The sequence below is a fragment of the Kocuria rhizosphaericola genome (assembly GCF_044462205.1).
In the GTDB taxonomy this organism is placed as follows: domain Bacteria; phylum Actinomycetota; class Actinomycetes; order Actinomycetales; family Micrococcaceae; genus Kocuria; species Kocuria rhizosphaericola.
In genome coordinates this window covers 21,193-38,523 of the sequence record NZ_JBISWK010000155.1, presented here as the reverse complement: position 1 = coordinate 38,523, position 17,331 = coordinate 21,193, and the positions used below count along the sequence as shown (strand labels likewise).

Genomic DNA, 17,331 nt, shown 5'->3' with positions numbered 1-17,331 from the left:
CAGCTCGCCGCGGTGGCGGGCGCCGTGGACCCCCGCCGGCTGACCCTGCTGCTGGCCGCGGAGTCCCAGGGAGCGCTGATCGCCGCGGAGATGCAGCACGCCGGGGTGCCCTGGCGGGAGGACGTCCACCGGGCGCTGCTGGAGGACGCGCTGGGCACCGAGCCGGCGCCCGGGGAGCGGCCCCCGCGGATGGAGGAGACCGTGGCCCGGCTGCGGGAGACGCTGCACGCGCCAGGGCTGAACCCGGACTCCCCGCAGGAGCTGCTCAAGGCGATGCGGGCGGCGGGGATCGACGTGACGAGCACCCGGCAGTGGGAGCTCGTCGAGTGGGCGCGGGCCGTGCCCGGCCTGTCCGCGCAGCGCCAGGCGCTGATCGAGCCCGTCCTGGAGCACAAGAAGCAGGCGCGGCTGCTCAGCGCCAACGGGTGGCACTGGCTGGCCACGTGGGTGCAGGACGGCCGCTTCCGCCCGGAGTACGTGGTGGGCGGGGTGGTCACCGGCCGCTGGTCCGCTCGTGGCGGGGGCGCCCTGCAGATCCCGCACGTGGTGCGGGACGCCGTGCGGGCGGACCCGGGGCGCGTGCTCGTGGTGGCCGACGCGGCCCAGCTCGAGCCGCGCGTCCTGGCGGCGCTGGCCCACGACGACGCCCTGGCCGCCGCGTCCCGCGGCCGGGACCTGTACCAGGCCATCGCGGACCTCGGCGAGGAGCGGGGCTCGGAGCTGACCGAGCGCCCGCAGGCGAAGGTGGCCATGCTGGGCGCGATGTACGGGGCCACCACCGGCCAGTCGGGCCGGCTCATGCCGCACCTCGCCCGGATGTTCCCCCGCGCCGTGGACTACGTGGAGCAGGCCGCCCGGGTGGGCGAGACGGGCGGGCAGGTGTGCACGCACCTCGGACGCTGGTCCCCCCTCCCCGGCCCGGCGTGGGACGCGGCGCAGCGGGACACCGCCACCGCGGAGGCCGAGCGGCGGGCCGGGGCGATGGCCCGCGGCCAGGGCCGGTTCACCCGCAACTTCGTCGTCCAGGGCACGGCCGCCGAGTGGGCCGTGTGCTGGATGGGCGCCGTCCGCTCGGCGCTGGCACGGGAGGGCCTCGACGCGGAGCTCGTGTTCTTCCTGCACGACGAGGTCGTGCTGCACTGCGCGCAGGAGGACGCCGATCAGGCCGCGGAGCTCGTCCGCGACTGCGCCGAGCGGGCGGCCCGGCTGGTCTTCGGGCGGATCCCGGTGGAGTTCCCCGTCAGCGTGGCCGTGGTGGAGTCCTACGCCGACGCCAAGTGAGCCGTCCTCAGCACAGGTCCCGGTAGGGGGCGCCCGTCACGTGCCGGCGCCACTCGTTCTCGGTGATGGGGTCGCCCCGGTTGCCGCAGATCGCCTCGACCGCGTCCTCGGTGTCGACCAGCCAGCTGCGCACCACGCCGTCGTCGCCGGTGGCGACCAGGCGGTCCCCGACGAAGCGCACGTCGTTCATCCGGTCGCCGGAGGCGGACAGCGCCGCATGGACCGCCAGGTCCGCGGAGCCCACGGTCCACATCCACACGAACTTGTCGCCGGAGGCCCCGGCCAGCAGGGTGCCGTCCGGGGAGAAGTGCAGTCCCTTGACGGAGGACAGGGCGTCCGAGGTCTCCGCCACCGGCCGCGGGTCGGCGGGGTCGGCCACGTCCCAGAGGCGCACCCGGCCCGCCTCGGTGCCCACGGCCAGCAGATCCGCCACCGGGGAGAACGCGATCGAGGTGGCGACGGAGTCGAGGGCCAGCTCCGCGGTCCGCCGCGGCGCCGCGGGGTCGGTCACGTCCCACAGCCCCACGCCGTTCGCGTCGTCCGCGGCGGCCAGGAGCGTGCCGTCCGCGTCGAACCGCGCGGCCTCCGTGCCGCCGACCGGGAGCGTCGCCACCCGCCGGACCGGTCCCTCGGGGCCGCGGCGCAGGAGGGCGATCTCCGTGCCGACCTCCGACCACGCCACGATAGTGCCGGCGTCGCCCGTGACGTCGGTGCCGGTGATGCCCGCGCCGATGGCCTCGGCCCGCTCCGGCGCCTCCGGGCGGCCCCCGTCCAGGGGCCACACGAGGACGTCCCCGTCCTCGGTGCCCCCGGTGACGACGGAGGCGTCGGGGGCCACGGCCCCCGCGTACCAGAGGGTCTCCCCGGGCGGGGCCTCCGGGGGCGGCAGCGGCCGGGCGGCGCCGTCCGTGACGTCGAAGAGGGAGACGACGTCGGATCCGATGCCGACGGCGCTCATCACGGTGTGCTGCCGGTCGACGGAGAGCTGGTAGACGGGCTCGCCCCGCCGTTCGATGACGGGCCCGCGCCGGTCCCAGGAGCGCGTGGTGCCGTCCTGGGAGGTGGTGAGCACCCGGTCGCCCACGCGCAGCGCGCTGGTGACCCGGGCGGCGGTGGGGAAGGAGTCCACGCGCGCGAGGTCGGAGAGCCGGTGCACGTAGGCGCTCTGGTCGAAGCTGGCGGCCACGACGTGCTCCCCGTCCGGGGTGAAGGCGACGTCGCTGATCCAGCTGCCGAAGTCGCTGATCGTCCCGGAGCGGGAGACCTGCTCCCCCTCGACGTCGTAGAGGCGCAGCTCGCGGGCGCTCAGCCCCGCGGCGAGGCGTTCGCCGTCGTCGCCGAGGTCCAGAGCCCGGACGACCCGTCCGGTCGGGACGGGGTCGAGGCGCTCCGCGCGGCGGCCGTCCGTGGCGTACCGGGTGATCTCCCCGGAGGTCCCGCCCGCGTACACGGTGCCGTCGGAGGCCGCCGCGAGGGCCAGGACGTCGGCGTCCTCCCCCAGCGCCAGGGACGGCAGCCGCACGGGGGCGCCGGGGTCCTCGATGGACCAGCGCAGCACCTCGCCGCGGCCCCCGGCCAGCAGCTGCCGGCCGTCGGGCGAGAGGACGACCGCGTTGACCGGCGTCCCCGGGTCCACGTCGAGCCCGCCCAGCCGGCGGGCCGGGCGGTCGGTGACGTCCCACAGGCCCACGTGCCCGCGCCCGCCCACGGCCGCGAGGACCCGCCCGTCCACCGCGCGCAGGTCCACGTCGCCGAGCCCGGGGGTGCCGTCGACCACGGCCAGGTCCTCCCGGTTCTCGTGGAGGCCGTCGCTGTCCCGCCACACGGACAGCCGGCCGTCCCCCGCGGCGCGCGCGACGACCGATCCGTCGTCCAGCGCCGCGAGCCGGGACGCGCCGTCCGGGCCGAGCCACCGCTCCGGGAAGTTCACCGCGGTGGCGTCGATCAGGGCCGAGGTCCCCTCCCGGGTGGGGGCCATCCGGTAGGCCGCGAGGCTCAGCTGCGCGGCCAGGTTGGGCGACTCGCCGCGGATCCGCGAGGCCTCGAGCGCCGTCTGGCGGGAGAGCGCCTCGTCGCGGGCGGTCTCCGCGACGGTCTGGAAGCGCTCCGCCCGGATGCCCAGGAGACCGGCCACCACGGCCGCGCAGACCGCCAGGGCGAGCAGGACGAGGGCCACGTGGCCGCGCCGCTCGATCTCCCGGGCGCTGCGCTTCTGCCGTTCCAGGGCGTCCTCGTAGTGGCGTTCGCTCTCCTCCAGGTACTCGCGCTCGGCCGGGCTCAGCAGCGCCTCCTGGCTCGGGTCCCCGGTCCAGTCCCGGAAGGAGGCGAGCTGCCCCAGCGGGATCAGTGCGAGGGGGTCGCGGTCGTTGGCGAGCCACATCTGGGTGGCGCGCTGCAGCTGCTGACGGACGTAGAGGTCACGGCGGCTGTCCTCGATCCAGCGGCTGAGCCGGGACCAGTGGTCCAGCAGGGACTCGTGGCTGAGCTGGATCTCGTCCCGGTCGATGGTCAGCAGCCGGGCGCGGGCGAAGTCCTCGACCACGGCCGCCCCGCCCTCCGGCAGCTCCTCCCGGAGCACCGGGGTGCGCACGACCGTGGCGGAGGTCCCGGTGCCGACCACGCGCACCAGCCGCAGGAACACCGCACGGGCCACCTCCCGCTCGCGCGGGCCCAGCCGGGCGTGCACCTCCTCGGCCCGGCGCTCCACGGCCTCCGTGATGCCGCCCGCCGCGTGGTAGTCGGCCACCGTCAGCTCCCGGGCGCGGGCGTGCTCCCAGGTCCCGAGCATCGCCTGGGAGAGCAGCGGCAGCAGGCCCACGCCGATCTCCGTGCCGCGGGGGGCGACGTCCCGCAGGACCACCTCGACCAGGTCCGGGGAGACGCGGGCGCCGACCGCCGCGGCGGGGCCCACGACGATCTGCTGCAGCTGCTCGCGGGTCAGCGCGCCCAGCAGCACCGGGCGCTCCAGGGCGGCGCGCAGCTCGGCGTGCCGGCTCGCGGTGCCGAAGAAGTCCGCCCGCAGGCCGACCACGACCACCCGGTCCCGGCTCGCCGCGGCGAGCCGGTCCAGGAACCGCCCGGGCTCCTCGGCGTCCCGGGCGCCCGTCCACAGCTCCTCCAGCTGGTCGACGACGAGCAGGTCCGGAGCCGTCCCGGCGGCCTCCTCGAGCCGGCGCACCGGGTCGAGGCCCGGGGTCGTGGCCACGGCGCTCCACCCGTGCAGGGGTCCGCCCTCGGCCCGCAGCCGCCCGAGCAGTCCCGCGCCCAGCAGCGAGGACTTCCCCGCCCCGGAGGCCCCGACGACGGCCAGGATGCGGGACCCGCCGGCGTCCGCGAGCCGCGCCACCCGCTCGCCGAGCACGGCGATCTCCGCGGACCGGCCGAAGAAGTGCGCCTCGTCCTCGGGGCGGTAGGAGCGCAGGCCCACGTACGGGGTGGAGTCCGGCCGGGCGGGCGTGCGGGAGCGGTTGACGTCCTCCCACCACTGCTCCGCCGGGCGCTCGTCGGTGAGCCCGAGAGCCTCCAGCAGGACGGTGAACTCCCCGCGCAGTCCCGGCCCGGGCAGGTGCGCGCCGCTGAGCCAGCCCTGGATGGTGCTGGCGGGGAGCCGGCAGGAGGCCGCGAGCGCCCGCACCGACAGACCGCGGCGGCGGCGGGCGTCGCTGAGCTGCTCGGCGAGCCGGGGCCGCTCGGTGCCGGGTCGGGACGGGGCCACCGGGAATCTCCTGGGGGGTCGTGGGCACGGGGGACCCTGGCATCGTAAGTCGGCTTGCCTGGGCACCGGCAATGTTGCGGCCGGGAGGCGTCATGCGCCCGGGACGTGCTAGAGCGGGGCGGGCAGGGACCGGCCGGCGTCCCACGGCACGGCCCAGCCGAGCGCCGTGAGCACCCGGTCCAGGAGCACCCCGGTGAACCCCCAGACGGTCACGGTGGACGCGGTGCCGGCCACGGGGACCGTGAAGGCGGGCGAGCGGTAGGTCTGCCGGCCGCGCGTGACGGTCGCGGAGTGCCGGTTGGCCGGGTCGATGAGGTCCAGCACGGGGACACGGAACACGAGGGAGGACTCGGCGTGGTCCACGACGTCCACCGGCGAGACGTCCCGCCACCAGCCCAGCACCGGCGTGACGAGGTGGTTGGAGACGGGCAGCGGCACGGGGGCGAGGGCGCCGAGCACCTCCACGCCCCGCGGGTCCAGGCCGGTCTCCTCCTCGGCCTCGCGGACGGCGGCGCGCACGTGGGCGGCGCTGACCTCTCCCCCGGGCACGGACAGCACCTCGTGCAGGTCCCCGTCCTCGGGGTCCAGGCGGCCGCCCGGGAAGGCGACCTGGCCGGGGTGGGAGCGCAGCGTCGCGGCCCGCTGGACGAGCAGGACGTCGAGGTCACGCCCCACCCCCTCCGCGTGCTCGGTGGCGCGCGAGGGCAGGTCGTCGAGCGCCCCGAAGAGGATGAGCACGGCGGAGCGGCGGTAGTTCTCGTCGATCTGCCCGATCCGCCACGGCTCGCGGTCCTCCATCTGCAGCAGCCGGCCGTTGCGGGCCACCCGCAGCAGGTCCTGGTAGGCGTCGCCCATGGTCGGTCCTCCTCGCTGTTCGGTGCCTCTCACGAGTTCAGGGGCCATCCGTCGGCCTGCAGCTGGGCCCGGGTCCGGCCGGCGAGGAACAGCTCCAGCAGCTCCTCCCGGCCGGGGGCGAACTCGTACTTGAGCAGCGCCGCCGCCTGGGCGGTGTCCGTGGGTCCCTCGCCGTAGGACGGGCAGAGGTCCGCCACGGGGCAGACGCCGCACGCGGGGCGCCGGGAGTGGCAGATGCGCCGCCCGTGGTAGACGAGCCGCTGGGACAGGTCGGTCCAGTCGCGGGGCTCGAACAGCGCCGCGACGTCCCGCTCGACCTTGACCGGGTCCTCCTCCTCCGTCCAGCCGAAGCGGCGGGCGAGCCGGCCGAAGTGGGTGTCCACGGTGATCCCGGGGATCCCGAAGGCGTTGCCGAGCACCACGTTGGCGGTCTTGCGGCCCACCCCGGGGAGGGTGACGAGGTCCTCCAGCCGCCCGGGCACCTCGCCGTCGTGGTCGTCCACGATCTTCTGCGCCAGCGTCCGGATCGCCCGGGTCTTGGCCCGGTAGAAACCGAGCGGGCGGATGATCTCCTGGATCTCGGCCTCGTCCGCCTCGGCGAGCGCCCGCGGCGTGGGACAGGCGGCGAAGAGGCGCGGCGTGGTCGCGTTCACGCGCACGTCCGTCGTCTGGGCGGAGAGCACCGTGGCCACGAGCAGCTCGTACGGGGAGCGGAAGTCCAGCTCGGCGACCGCGTAGGGGTACGCCTCGGCGAGCACCGCGTTGATCCGGCGGGCCCGCCGCTTGCGCGCCAGGAGCGACTCCGGGGCGCCCGTCCGGCGGCGCCGTGCGGCACCGGCGCGCGCCTTGGCGGGGTCCACGACGCGCAGGTGGGCGGGCGGACGGGGCGCGGCGGGGAGGACCATGCCCCGATTCTAGGCGGCGCGCCCGGAGCGCTTCCGTGACTCGGCGCGGCGTGGCCCCTGTGGAACCGGGTGTACCGATCGTCTAGGGTGAAAACGACACTATGTGAGCTGTGACACGGACGTCCGGTGCCATCGGGGGTCCGTGCGCGGTGTGCCACGAGAAGGGAAGACCAGATGGCTTCAGAGACCACGCCCGCCGAGACCAAGACCTTCGCCCCGAGCCCCGAGTTCGCCGCCCAGGCCAATGCCACCGCGGAGCTCTACCGGCAGGCGGAGGAGGAGGGCGTCGACTTCTGGGGCCGCCAGGCACGGGAGCTGCTGACCTGGAACAAGGAGTTCACCGAGGTCCTCGACTGGACGAACCCCCCGTTCGCGAAGTGGTTCCAGGACGGCACCCTCAACGCGTGCTACAACGCCGTGGACCGCCACGTGGAGGCCGGCAACGGGGACCGGGTGGCCATCCACTTCGAGGGCGAGCCCGGCGACAGCCGCAGCTACACCTACGCCCAGCTCAAGGACGAGGTGTCCAGGGCCGCCAACGCCATGGAGAGCCTCGGCGTGACCAAGGGCGACCGCGTGGCCCTCTACCTGCCGATGATCGCCGAGGCGGTCATCGCGATGCTGGCCTGCGCCCGCATCGGCGCGATCCACTCCGTGGTCTTCGGCGGGTTCTCCGCGGACGCGCTGCGCTCGCGCGTCGAGGACGGGGAGGCGAAGCTCGTGGTCACCGCGGACGGCACCTTCCGCCGCGGCAAGCCCTCCATGCTCAAGCCGGCCGTCGACGACGCCCTGTCCCGCGGCGGCTCCACCGTGGAGCACGTGCTCGTGGTCCGCCGCAACGAGGCCGACATCGAGATGACCGAGGGCCGGGACGTGTGGTGGCACGAGGCCGTGGAGACCGCCTCCGCGGAGCACACCCCGTCCGAGCAGGGCGCCGAGGACCCGCTGTTCGTCCTCTACACCTCGGGGACCACCGGCAAGCCCAAGGGCATCATGCACACCACGGGCGGCTACCTCACCCAGGGCGCGTTCACGCACAAGTACGTGTTCGACCTCAAGCCGGAGACGGACGTCTACTGGTGCACCGCCGACGTCGGGTGGGTCACCGGCCACTCCTACGTCGCCTACGCGCCGCTGGTCAACGGCTCCACCCAGGTGATCTACGAGGGCACCCCGGACTCCCCGCACCGCGGCCGGTTCTGGGAGATCGTGCAGAAGTACGGGGTGTCGATCATGTACACCTCCCCCACCGCGATCCGCACCATGATGAAGTGGGGCGAGGAGATCCCGGCGGAGTACGACCTCTCGTCCCTGCGGGTGCTCGGCACCGTGGGCGAGGCCATCAACCCCGAGGCGTGGACCTGGTTCCACCGGGTCATCGGCGGTGGTCGCTGCCCGATCGTGGACACGTGGTGGCAGACCGAGACCGGCGCCATCATGATCTCCCAGCTGCCGGGCGTGACGACCGCCAAGCCCGGCTCCGCGCAGGTGCCGATGCCCGGCATCAAGGTCGACGTCGTGGACGACAACGGGCAGCCGGTGGAGAACGGGACCTCCGGCTTCCTCGTGCTGCGCGAGCCGTGGCCCGCGATGCTGCGCACCATCTGGGGCGACGACGACCGCTACGTGGACACCTACTGGTCCCGCTTCGGCGAGATGTACTTCGCCGGCGACGGGGCGAAGCGCGACGCCGACGGGGACGTGTGGATCCTCGGCCGCGTCGACGACGTCATGAACGTCTCCGGGCACCGCCTGTCCACCCCGGAGATCGAGTCCGCCCTCGTGTCCCACCCCTCCGTGGCGGAGGCCGCGGTGGTGGGCGCCACGGACGAGACCACCGGCCAGGCCGTGATCGCGTTCGTCATCCTCTCCGACCAGGCCGACGCCGAGGGCCGGGACAAGACCGAGCTGGCCGAGGAGATGCGGGCGCACGTGGGCAAGGAGATCTCCCCGATCGCCAAGCCCAAGAAGGTGCTCATCGTCCCCGAGCTGCCCAAGACCCGGTCCGGGAAGATCATGCGCCGGCTGCTCAAGGACGTGGCGGAGGACCGGGAGGTCGGCGACGTCTCGACCCTCGCGGACCAGACCGTGATGCAGCAGATCGTGGACTCGCTCGCCAAGTAGCCCGCGTCCCGCGCCGCAGCGCCCCCTCGCCCCTGCCGCGCGAGGGGGCGCTGCGGCGTCCGGGAGCCGGGCCGGCGCGACCCGGCAGTGAGAGGATGCGGGCATGACCACCACGCGCAGACCGATCTACGTCCTCAACGGCCCCAACCTCAACCTGCTCGGCACCCGGCGCCCGGAGGTGTACGGCACCACGACGCTCGCGGACATCGAGCAGGCCGTGCGCGCCCGGGCCGCCGCGGGCGGGTGGGACGTGGAGTTCCACCAGTCGAACCACGAGGGCGTCCTGGTGGACCGGATCCAGGAGGCCCGCACCGGGGGCGCGGCGATCATCATCAACCCCGCGGCGTTCACCCACTACTCGATCGCGATCCACGACGCGCTCGAGGCGGCGGAGCTGCCCGTGGTCGAGGTGCACCTGTCCAACGTGCACCGCCGCGAGTCGTTCCGGCACACCTCCTACGTCTCCCTGCAGGCGGACGTGGTCATCGCCGGGGCGGGCGCCTTCGGCTACGAGATGGCGGTCGAGCACCTGGTGCGGACCCTGGCGGGCTAGCCCCTCAGGCCGCGCAGGAACCGGAGGCCACGGCCTGCGTGCTGCCCCCGGTGGCGTCGAGCGCCCCGCGCAGCTCGTCCAGGGTGAGGGCGTAGCCGACCTGCCCCTCGAGGGCCTTGGCGAAGACGACGCCGACGACGGAGCCGTCCTGCGCCACGAGCGGGCCGCCGGAGTTGCCCTGCTGGACCTGCCCGGCCAGCTGGATGATCTCCATGGTCCCGCCGGTCTCCTGCACGGGGGCGAACGCGGTGCCCTGCACGGTGGCGGGCCCGGCGGCGAACGGCCCGCCCAGCGGGTAGCCCAGGAAGGCGACCAGGTCCCCGTCCGCCGGGTCCTCCCCGAGCGCCAGGGCGCCCAGCGGCAGGGACGGCGCGGAGAGGACGGCGAGGTCGGTGGCCGGGTCGTAGTGGACGACGTCGGCGGAGTGCACCTGGCCGTCCCGGGTCTGCACCACCGGCTCGCTCACCCCGGCGACCACGTGGGCGTTGGTCACCACCTGTCCGGCGGCGGTCACGAAGCCCGAGCCCGTCTGGTTCTGGCGGCACTCCACGGCCATGCCGTAGACCTGCACCACGGACCGCCCGGCCTCCTGCACGGCGGGCGTGCTCATGCTCTCGTCGGGGGCCTCCTGCACGGGGAACAGCAGGGCGTCCAGCTGACGGATGCCGGCGGCGCCGCCCACGGCGTCCCGCGCCTCGGTCACCGCCTCGCGCACGGGCCCCGGGGTGTGCTCGTCGATCGTGCGCAGCACGGTGGAGGACGCCACCTGCTGGGACAGGGTGGGGACGCCCAGCTGGCCGACGAACGAGCCGAGCAGCGAGAGCACGAGCGCGGCGACGGCGACGTCGAGGGCCGCCCCGGCGATGCGGTTGAGCGCGCCCAGGCGCATCCGCTCGGTCACGGCGGACAGGGCGCGGCCCACCAGCCCGCCCAGCATCTGGCCCGCCACCAGGAGCACGATCACGGTGACGAGGACGGCGCCCACCCGGTACTGCGGTTCCACCTGCGCGCTCACCCACGGGGCGGCCGAGAACGCCGCCACGCCGCCGAGCACGAGCCCGCCCAGGGAGAACAGGGAGTTGAAGAAGCCGCGGCTGAACCCGTAGAAGAGATAGCCCAGCAGCACCACGGCCAGCAGGACGTCGAGCAGGTTGAAGGACGGGGACATCGGGTTCCTCTGCGAGTTCTGTGGGGCCGGCAGCCGGGGAGCGAGCCACCAGCATAGGGAGCGCGGCTGGGAGATCCGTGGAGCGCACCCGCCACCGCGCCCGGGCCCGCCACGCCTGTCCTTGGGATTCGCGGGCCCGAGACACTACAGTGAACTGCAGGTACGTTAGGTCGCTCACACGCAGGTGCGGGCGACTCCCGCTGACATCGGCCGCCGCGGGCCACCGCCCGGCGGCGCCACATCTTGAGGAGAACCATGGATATCGACGTCCTCCGCCGCGCTCCCCTGTTCGCGTCCCTGGACGACCAGGCGTTCGCCGCGCTCACCGAGGAGCTCACCGAGGTCGATCTCTCGCGCGGCTCCACGCTGTTCCACGAGGGCGATCCGGGTGATCAGCTGTACTTCATCATCTCGGGCAAGATCAAGCTCGGCCGCACCGCCCCGGACGGCCGCGAGAGCCTCGTGGCGATCATGGGCCCGGGCGAGCTGTTCGGCGAGATGGCCCTGTTCGACCCGAGCCCGCGGTCCACGTCCGCGACCGCCGTGTCCGAGACGCGCATGGCCGGGCTCAAGCACGAGAACCTCAAGAAGGTCATCGAGCGCTCCCCCGACGTCTCCGCGCAGCTGCTGCAGGCCCTGGCCCGCCGGCTGCGGCGCACCAACGAGAGCCTCGCCGACCTGGTCTTCTCCGACGTGCCCGGCCGCGTGGCCAAGGCGCTGCTGGACCTGGCCGACCGGTTCGGCCGGCCCGCCACCGACGGCATCCTCGTGGCGCACGAACTGACGCAGGAGGAGCTGGCGCAGCTCGTCGGCGCCTCCCGCGAGACGGTGAACAAGGCGCTGGCCGAGTTCGTCCAGCGCGGCTGGATCCGGCTCGAGGCCCGCGCCGTGGTGATCCTGGACCTGCAGCGGCTCAAGCAGCGCAGCCGCTGAGCCCCCTCCACCGGCGACGGCCCGGTCACCCTCGCGGGTGACCGGGCCGTCCTCGTTCCCCGTCCGGGCGCTGAGGCCCCTGAAGGGCGTCGGGGCCGGGGTCGGCTTCAGGACAGGTCGAGGCGCAGCACGGGCCGGCCCTCGCGCACCTCGAGCACCGGGTTGCGGGCCACCACGGCCCGCTTCTTGGCGAGGAAGGCGATCGCCGACGAGCACTCGGCGACGGACTCGAGCATGCACTGGACGCCGGGCGAGGAGAGGTCGTCGATCGTGCGGCCCACGGTGTCCTCCTGCCCCACGAGGTCCCCGAGCCAGCTGCCCTTCGGATCGGCCACGGCCTGCGAGGCGTCCACCCACCGGCCCCAGACCCCCTTGGACTCCAGCACCGACGCGGCCTGTCCGTCCGGGACCACCGCGGTGAAGTAGTGGATGTCGTACCGGCGGTGGGCGAAGTCGGAGGTGACCCAGTGGGCGAGGGGCTTGAGCAGGTCGGAGCGCAGCACCAGGCGGCGCCGTCCCAGCACCTGGGCGAGGGACACGTCCCCCACGGCCAGCGCCTCCCGGGAGCGCATCCACTCGGCGCCCTCCACGGACTCGACGGTGCTCATCGCGTCCGGCCCCGCCAGCAGGACGCCGGCCTCCTCGAACGCCTTGCGGACCGCGGCGACCACGGCTCGCCGCGCCCGGCCGAGGTCGCCCTCGGCGCCGAGCTTGCGCGCCCAGTCCGAGGGACTGGGACCCGCCCAGTCGAGGGGTTCGTCGTCGTGGGGCTCGAGGGTGCCGCCGGGGAACCCGACGGTGCCGAGCGGGGAGTTGCCCGGGCGGTAGTTGAGATAGGTCTCCACGCCGCGGTCGCCGTCCCGCACGAACACCACCGCGGCGGCGGGCGAGGGAGCGCTGCCCGGGATGCCGGCGCCGCGCTCGAGCCACGCCTGCGCGGCCTCGCGCTGGCCCTCCGGGATCTCGAACCAGCGCACGGCAGGGAGGCGGCCCGTCCGCGGGGACGGGCCCTGCGGCTCAGCGGAACTCGGCAACGAGCTCCACCTCGACCGGTGCGTCGAGCGGCAGGACCGCGACGCCCACCGCCGAGCGGGCGTGCACCCCGGCGTCGCCGAAGATGCGGCCCAGCAGTTCGGAGGCGCCGTTGATCACGCCGGGCTGGCCGGTGAAGCCCGGGTCGGAGGCGACGAAGCCGACGACCTTGACGACCCGGACCACCCGGTCCAGGTCACCGACGGCCTCCTTGACCGCGGCCACGGCGTTGAGGGCGGCGCGGGCCGCGAGGTCGTGGGCGTCCTCGGGGGAGACGGTGCCGGCCGCCCCGGACGCCGACACCTTTCCGGTGGCGGGCAGCTGCCCGTCCACGAAGGGCAGCTGGCCCGAGGTGTGCACCCACGAGCCGGTGACCACGGCGGGCACGTAGGCGGCCACGGGGGCCGCGACGGCCGGGAGCTCGAGGCCGAGCTCGGCGATGCGGGATTCGACGGCGGAGCCGTTGCTCATGGGAGTCCTCCGGGGTTCTCGGGGGCGGCGGCGTGCGGCCGTCAGCCCTTGGGGCGCTTGAAGTAGGCGATGGGGTTGGTCTGGACGGGCGCGTTCACGTTGCCCGCCGGGACGTCGGCGGGGGTGGTGCCGGGCAGCACGGTGACGAGCTCCCACCCGTCGTCGCCCCAGTTGTCGAGGATCTGCTTGGTCGCGTGGATCATGAGCGGCACGGTGGCGTATTCCCAGGTAGTCATGGTCCCAGCGTAGCCACGAACGCCGGGACGCGCTCCGCCGTGACGGGCGGCACACCGGCCGCGGCCAGGTTCGCGCTTGTAGACTGTCCGAATGGCTTCCCGCAACAACCCTGCCGCGCAGGCACCGTCGGCCCTGGGCAACGTCGTGGCGTTCATCGCCACGAGCATCGTTGCCGGCATCGTCGCCGCCGGACTCCTGGTCCCCCCCGCAGCCGCCACGGGCCTCGCCGCGAACGCCTCCATCGGCTGGTTCAAGGACCTCCCGGCCCAGATGGAGGCGGGGCCGATGTCGCGCGCCTCCACCGTGGTGTCCCGCGACGGGACGGAGATCGCCACGTTCTACGCACAGAACCGCACCCCCGTGGGCCTGGACGAGATCTCCCCGCACATGGAGGCCGCGATCCTCGCCATCGAGGACCGCGACTTCTACGAGCACGGCGGTGTGGACCTCGGCGGCATCCTGCGGGCCCTGGGCAACAACATCATCCGCCCGGACGCCCGCCAGGGCGCGTCGACCATCACGCAGCAGTACGTGAACAACCTGGTCATCGACTCCCAGGTCCGGGCCGGCGAGGAGGCCACCACCATCGGCGCCGACAAGGGCTACACGGACAAGATCAAGGAGATCAAGCTCGCCCTGTCCATGGAGCAGGAGCTGAGCAAGGACCAGATCCTCGAGGGCTACCTCAACATGGTGCTCTTCGGCGGGCAGAACTACGGCGTGGAGGCGGCCGCCCAGTACTACTGGGGCATCCCCGCGTCCGAGCTGAGCATCTCCCAGTCCGCCGTGCTGGCCGGGATGGTGCAGTCCCCCAACTACTACGACCCCGCCGCGAACCCGGAGGCCGCCACGGAGCGGCGCAACATCGTGCTGGACACGATGCTCACCACCGGGGCCATCACCCAGGAGGAGCACGCGGCCGCGGCCGCCGAGCCGATCGAGGTGGACCTCAACCCGACGAACTCCGGGTGCACGGCCGCCGAGATCGCCCCCTACTTCTGCGACTACGTGGAGAACTCCATCCTCCAGGACTCGGCGTTCGGCGAGACGCCCGAGGAGCGGCTCAAGACCCTGCAGCTCGGCGGGCTCACCATCACCACCACGCTCGACATCGAGGCCCAGCGCGCGGCCCAGGAGTCGGTCAACGAGACCCAGCCGCGGGACGACAACCCGGACAACGTCTCCACCGCGCTCGTGTCCCTCGAGCCCTCCAACGGGGACATCGTGGCGATGGCGCAGAACACCTACTACTCCACCGGCGAGGGCGACTCCAACACCACGTACAACTTCAACGTGGACTCCTGGATGGGCGGGGCCGGCGGCTTCCAGGTCGGCTCGACCTACAAGCCCCTGACCTACGCCGCGTGGATCGACGCCGGCAACGGCGCGGAGGACACGATCGACGCCACCCGCACCAAGTGGCCCCCCGACCACCGGTGGAAGGCGTCCTGCCTCGAGCGCGGGTACAAGATCGAGCCCGGCAGCGACGGCGAGGGCTTCGAGATCCAGAACGCCGAGCCCGGCTACACCCGCGAGATGGAGGCCGACTTCGGCCTGTACAACTCGATCAACACCGCGATCTACGCGATGGCGGAGGACCTCGACCTGTGCGACATCGGCGAGATCTCCGAGTCCCTGGGCATCGTCAACGGCAAGAACGGCGAGCCCGTGGACACCACCGTCCTGGCGTCCCTGCTAGGCGGCTCCGTGGACATCTCCCCCATGACCATGGCCCGGGCCTACTCCGCGTTCGCCAACCGGGGCGAGATGTGCGAGCCGCGCGCCCTCGAGCGGGTCGTGGACTACACGGGCAAGGAGTACGACATCCCCGAGACGTCCTGCGAGCGCGTCATCAGCGAGGACGTGGCCGACGGCGTGAACTTCGCGCTCAACCAGACCCTGATCCGCGGCTCGGGCTGGGAGCGGGAGATCGGCCTGCCGGGCGCCTCCGCGGCCAAGACGGGCACCACGGACAACTCGACCCAGACCTGGATGGTCGGCTACACCCAGGGCCTGGCGACCGCGTCGTGGGTCGGCAACTACGAGTTCGGCTCCCGGTCCCTGAACGGACTGTCCATCGGCGGCGAGCGCACCACCGGCGACGACTGGGTGGACGGCTCCACCTACGCCGGCGCCCAGTGGCAGCGGTTCATGCGCGAGGTGGCCCGGGACTACGACACGGACGAGTTCGAGGAGCCCGACGACGACGTGCTCGAGGGCCGCAACGGCACCTCGCGGCCCGGCTGATCCCAGCACCCGGATGGATCTCGTGACCACCCCCCGGGGCGCCGTCGCGCCCGTGCTGCGGACCGCCGCCGCGGTGACGGCGGCCGGTGCCGGCGCGGCGGCGGGCCTCGGCGCGTGGGGCGTCGTCGTCGAGCGCCGCCGCTTCCAGCTGCGCACGGAACGGCTCCGGCTGCTGCCCGCGGGCAGCGCGCCGCTGCGGATCCTGCACCTGTCGGATCTGCACGTCTGGCCGGGTCAGCACGCGGTGCGGGAGTTCGTGCACTCGCTCGCGGCGCTGGAGCCGGACCTCGTGGTGGACACCGGGGACAACCTCTCCCACCCCGGGGCCCTGCCGTGGCTGCTGGAGGTCCTGGAACCGCTGTTCCGCTTCCCCGGGGCCTACGTCCCGGGCTCCAACTGCTACTTCGCGCCGCGGCCCAAGAACCCGTTCCGCTACCTCTGGCGGGACACCTCCGGGGAGGGCCGGGACGAGGCGCCCCGGTTGCCCACCCAGCACATGCACGACGCGTTCGACGCCGCGGGCTGGACGCCGCTGATCAACCGCTCCGCCCGGATGGAGGTCGCGGGCCTGACCCTGGACCTCTCCGGGGTGGACGACCCGCACCTGGGCTACGACCGGCACCCCGGCTTCGGGGACCCCGCGACGGCGGACCTGCGTCTCGGGGTGGCCCATGCCCCCTACCTGCGGACCCTGGACCGCTTCGCCGAGGACGGCGCGCAGCTGGTGCTGGCGGGGCACACCCACGGCGGGCAGGTCTGCCTCCCGGGCGGGCGGGCGCTGGTCAGCAACTGCGACCTCGAGCCGGAGCGCTGCAAGGGGCTCATCACCCAGGGCGGGGTGCCGGTCAACGTCTCGGCGGGCCTGGGGACCTCCCGTTTCGCGCCGATCCGGCTGTTCTGCCCGCCCGAGGCCGTGCTGCTGACGCTCACGGACTGAGCGGCACGTCCCCCGTTCCCCGCCCGGCGGTTCCGGGGCCGCCGCGCGGCACCAGGGCCTCGAGCACGGCCGGCAGGCGGGTGACGCCGTCGGAGCCGCAGAAGTGCCCGGCCCCGGGCACCACCCGCACCGGGGCGTCGAGGCGCTCGGCGAGCGCCTCGGTGCGGGCCGGCGGCACGGTCGGGTCGTCGTCGGAGCGCAGCACCAGCCGGCGCCGGACGTTCTCGCGCACCGCGGTGACGTCCACGTCTTCGGCGAGGAACTCGTCCAGGAGCGGCACGCCCTCGAGCTGTCCCGTGAAACCCGCCACGAGCACCAGCCCGCCCAGTTCCCAGGGCCGGGGCAGACCGGCGAGGTGGCGCAGGAGGGTGACGCAGCCCAGGCTGTGACCGACGAGGTGGGTGTGCCGGTCAGGCTGGCCCACCGCCCGTGCCACGGCGGCCAGCCACGCGCCGGCCTCCGGGAAGGACGGCTCCGGAAGAGCCACGACGACCGTCCGCACGCCCTCGGCGGTCAGCCGTTCGCGCAGCCACGGGAACCAGTGCTGGTCGGGGGCGGCGTCGTAGCCGTGCGCCACCACGACCCTCCGGACGTCCGGTCCCGGGCCGCTCACGCGGAGATCTCGGGGACCGCCACGATGATCCGGTGATTGGTCCTGTCGCACAGGTACATCTCGACGGTGCCCTCGGGCACGGGCCCGCCCTCGGGCCACTGGTCCTCGGGGATCTGGCGCAGGGGTCCGCCGCAGGACGGGCAGATGGGGTCCATGGTGGTCTCCTCCAGGGGGTCGGCTCGCGGGCCCTGGGCCCGTGGCCCGAGCTTCCCCCAAATCGGCGCCGCCCACAATCCCCCGGCACGGTCCGGGACCGGCGG

General features: G+C 74.0%; 15 protein-coding genes. 6 read left to right on the top strand and 9 right to left on the bottom strand.

All coding sequences use genetic code 11. From position 1 onward, the window contains the following. Window positions 1–1,281, top strand: a 1,281-nt coding sequence (locus tag ACH9D2_RS15790; RefSeq protein WP_396363774.1) for a bifunctional 3'-5' exonuclease/DNA polymerase, incomplete at its 5' end; no start/stop codon positions are given. A 7-nt stretch (window positions 1,282–1,288) separates the two neighbouring features. Here the strand turns inward: ACH9D2_RS15790 and ACH9D2_RS15785 are convergent. The 3 genes from ACH9D2_RS15785 to nth form a co-directional block, all read right to left on the bottom strand. Further along, window positions 1,289–4,996 carry an nSTAND1 domain-containing NTPase gene (locus ACH9D2_RS15785; protein ID WP_396363773.1) on the bottom strand — a complete coding sequence of 1,236 codons (3,708 nt, stop codon included), beginning with the start codon at window positions 4,994–4,996 and terminating at the stop codon, window positions 1,289–1,291. Window positions 4,997–5,104: 108 nt separating this feature from the next. After that, entirely contained in the window at window positions 5,105–5,851 is a 747-nt protein-coding gene (locus ACH9D2_RS15780) for an NUDIX hydrolase (protein WP_396363772.1), read from the bottom strand. A gap of 29 nt (window positions 5,852–5,880) precedes the next feature. Beyond that, the gene (gene nth / locus ACH9D2_RS15775) at window positions 5,881–6,756 is read right to left on the bottom strand and encodes an endonuclease III (protein ID WP_396363771.1); all 876 of its coding nucleotides are present in this window, start codon (window positions 6,754–6,756) and stop codon (window positions 5,881–5,883) included. A 174-nt stretch (window positions 6,757–6,930) separates the two neighbouring features. On the opposite strand from nth, the gene acs reads away from it, so the two are divergent. Together acs and aroQ are read left to right on the top strand one after the other, a co-directional pair. Beyond that, entirely contained in the window at window positions 6,931–8,880 is a 1,950-nt protein-coding gene (acs, locus tag ACH9D2_RS15770; protein WP_396363770.1) for an acetate--CoA ligase, read from the top strand. A gap of 103 nt (window positions 8,881–8,983) precedes the next feature. After that, window positions 8,984–9,433, top strand: coding sequence for a type II 3-dehydroquinate dehydratase (gene aroQ / locus ACH9D2_RS15765; protein ID WP_396363769.1), 450 nt, complete (start codon window positions 8,984–8,986; stop codon window positions 9,431–9,433). Window positions 9,434–9,437: 4 nt separating this feature from the next. Here the strand turns inward: aroQ and ACH9D2_RS15760 are convergent, their stop codons facing one another. Continuing rightward, window positions 9,438–10,601 (bottom strand): MarP family serine protease, encoded by a 1,164-nt coding sequence (locus ACH9D2_RS15760; protein ID WP_396363768.1) that lies wholly within the window; start codon window positions 10,599–10,601, stop codon window positions 9,438–9,440. A gap of 255 nt (window positions 10,602–10,856) precedes the next feature. On the opposite strand from ACH9D2_RS15760, the gene ACH9D2_RS15755 reads away from it, so the two are divergent. Further along, window positions 10,857–11,534, top strand: coding sequence for a Crp/Fnr family transcriptional regulator (locus ACH9D2_RS15755; RefSeq protein ID WP_298585419.1), 678 nt, complete (start codon window positions 10,857–10,859; stop codon window positions 11,532–11,534). A gap of 107 nt (window positions 11,535–11,641) precedes the next feature. Here the strand turns inward: ACH9D2_RS15755 and ACH9D2_RS15750 are convergent, their stop codons facing one another. From ACH9D2_RS15750 to ACH9D2_RS15740, 3 genes are read right to left on the bottom strand one after another with little or no spacing between them, the layout of a single operon-like run. Next, window positions 11,642–12,568: an NUDIX hydrolase gene (locus tag ACH9D2_RS15750; RefSeq protein WP_396363766.1), complete on the bottom strand. Its 927-nt coding sequence runs from the start codon at window positions 12,566–12,568 to the stop codon at window positions 11,642–11,644. Beyond that, complete coding sequence (locus ACH9D2_RS15745) at window positions 12,552–13,037, bottom strand: RidA family protein (RefSeq protein ID WP_396363765.1); 486 nt, start codon at window positions 13,035–13,037, stop codon at window positions 12,552–12,554. The genes ACH9D2_RS15750 and ACH9D2_RS15745 overlap by 17 nt, the downstream gene beginning before the upstream one ends. Before the next feature lie 41 nt (window positions 13,038–13,078). After that, window positions 13,079–13,273 (bottom strand): hypothetical protein, encoded by a 195-nt coding sequence (locus tag ACH9D2_RS15740; protein WP_396363764.1) that lies wholly within the window; start codon window positions 13,271–13,273, stop codon window positions 13,079–13,081. Between the two features lie 91 nt (window positions 13,274–13,364). On the opposite strand from ACH9D2_RS15740, the gene ACH9D2_RS15735 reads away from it, so the two are divergent. Together ACH9D2_RS15735 and ACH9D2_RS15730 are read left to right on the top strand one after the other, a co-directional pair. Next, complete coding sequence (locus ACH9D2_RS15735) at window positions 13,365–15,521, top strand: transglycosylase domain-containing protein (RefSeq protein ID WP_396363763.1); 2,157 nt, start codon at window positions 13,365–13,367, stop codon at window positions 15,519–15,521. A gap of 13 nt (window positions 15,522–15,534) precedes the next feature. Continuing rightward, window positions 15,535–16,458 carry a metallophosphoesterase gene (locus tag ACH9D2_RS15730; RefSeq protein ID WP_396363761.1) on the top strand — a complete coding sequence of 308 codons (924 nt, stop codon included), beginning with the start codon at window positions 15,535–15,537 and terminating at the stop codon, window positions 16,456–16,458. Here ACH9D2_RS15730 and ACH9D2_RS15725 read toward each other — a convergent pair. Both ACH9D2_RS15725 and ACH9D2_RS15720 read right to left on the bottom strand, forming a co-directional pair. Continuing rightward, window positions 16,448–17,071, bottom strand: coding sequence for an alpha/beta hydrolase (locus tag ACH9D2_RS15725; RefSeq protein WP_396363760.1), 624 nt, complete (start codon window positions 17,069–17,071; stop codon window positions 16,448–16,450). The genes ACH9D2_RS15730 and ACH9D2_RS15725 overlap by 11 nt on opposite strands. Then, window positions 17,068–17,226 (bottom strand): hypothetical protein, encoded by a 159-nt coding sequence (locus ACH9D2_RS15720; RefSeq protein ID WP_396363759.1) that lies wholly within the window; start codon window positions 17,224–17,226, stop codon window positions 17,068–17,070. The genes ACH9D2_RS15725 and ACH9D2_RS15720 overlap by 4 nt, the downstream gene beginning before the upstream one ends. Window positions 17,227–17,331: the final 105 nt, after the last annotated feature.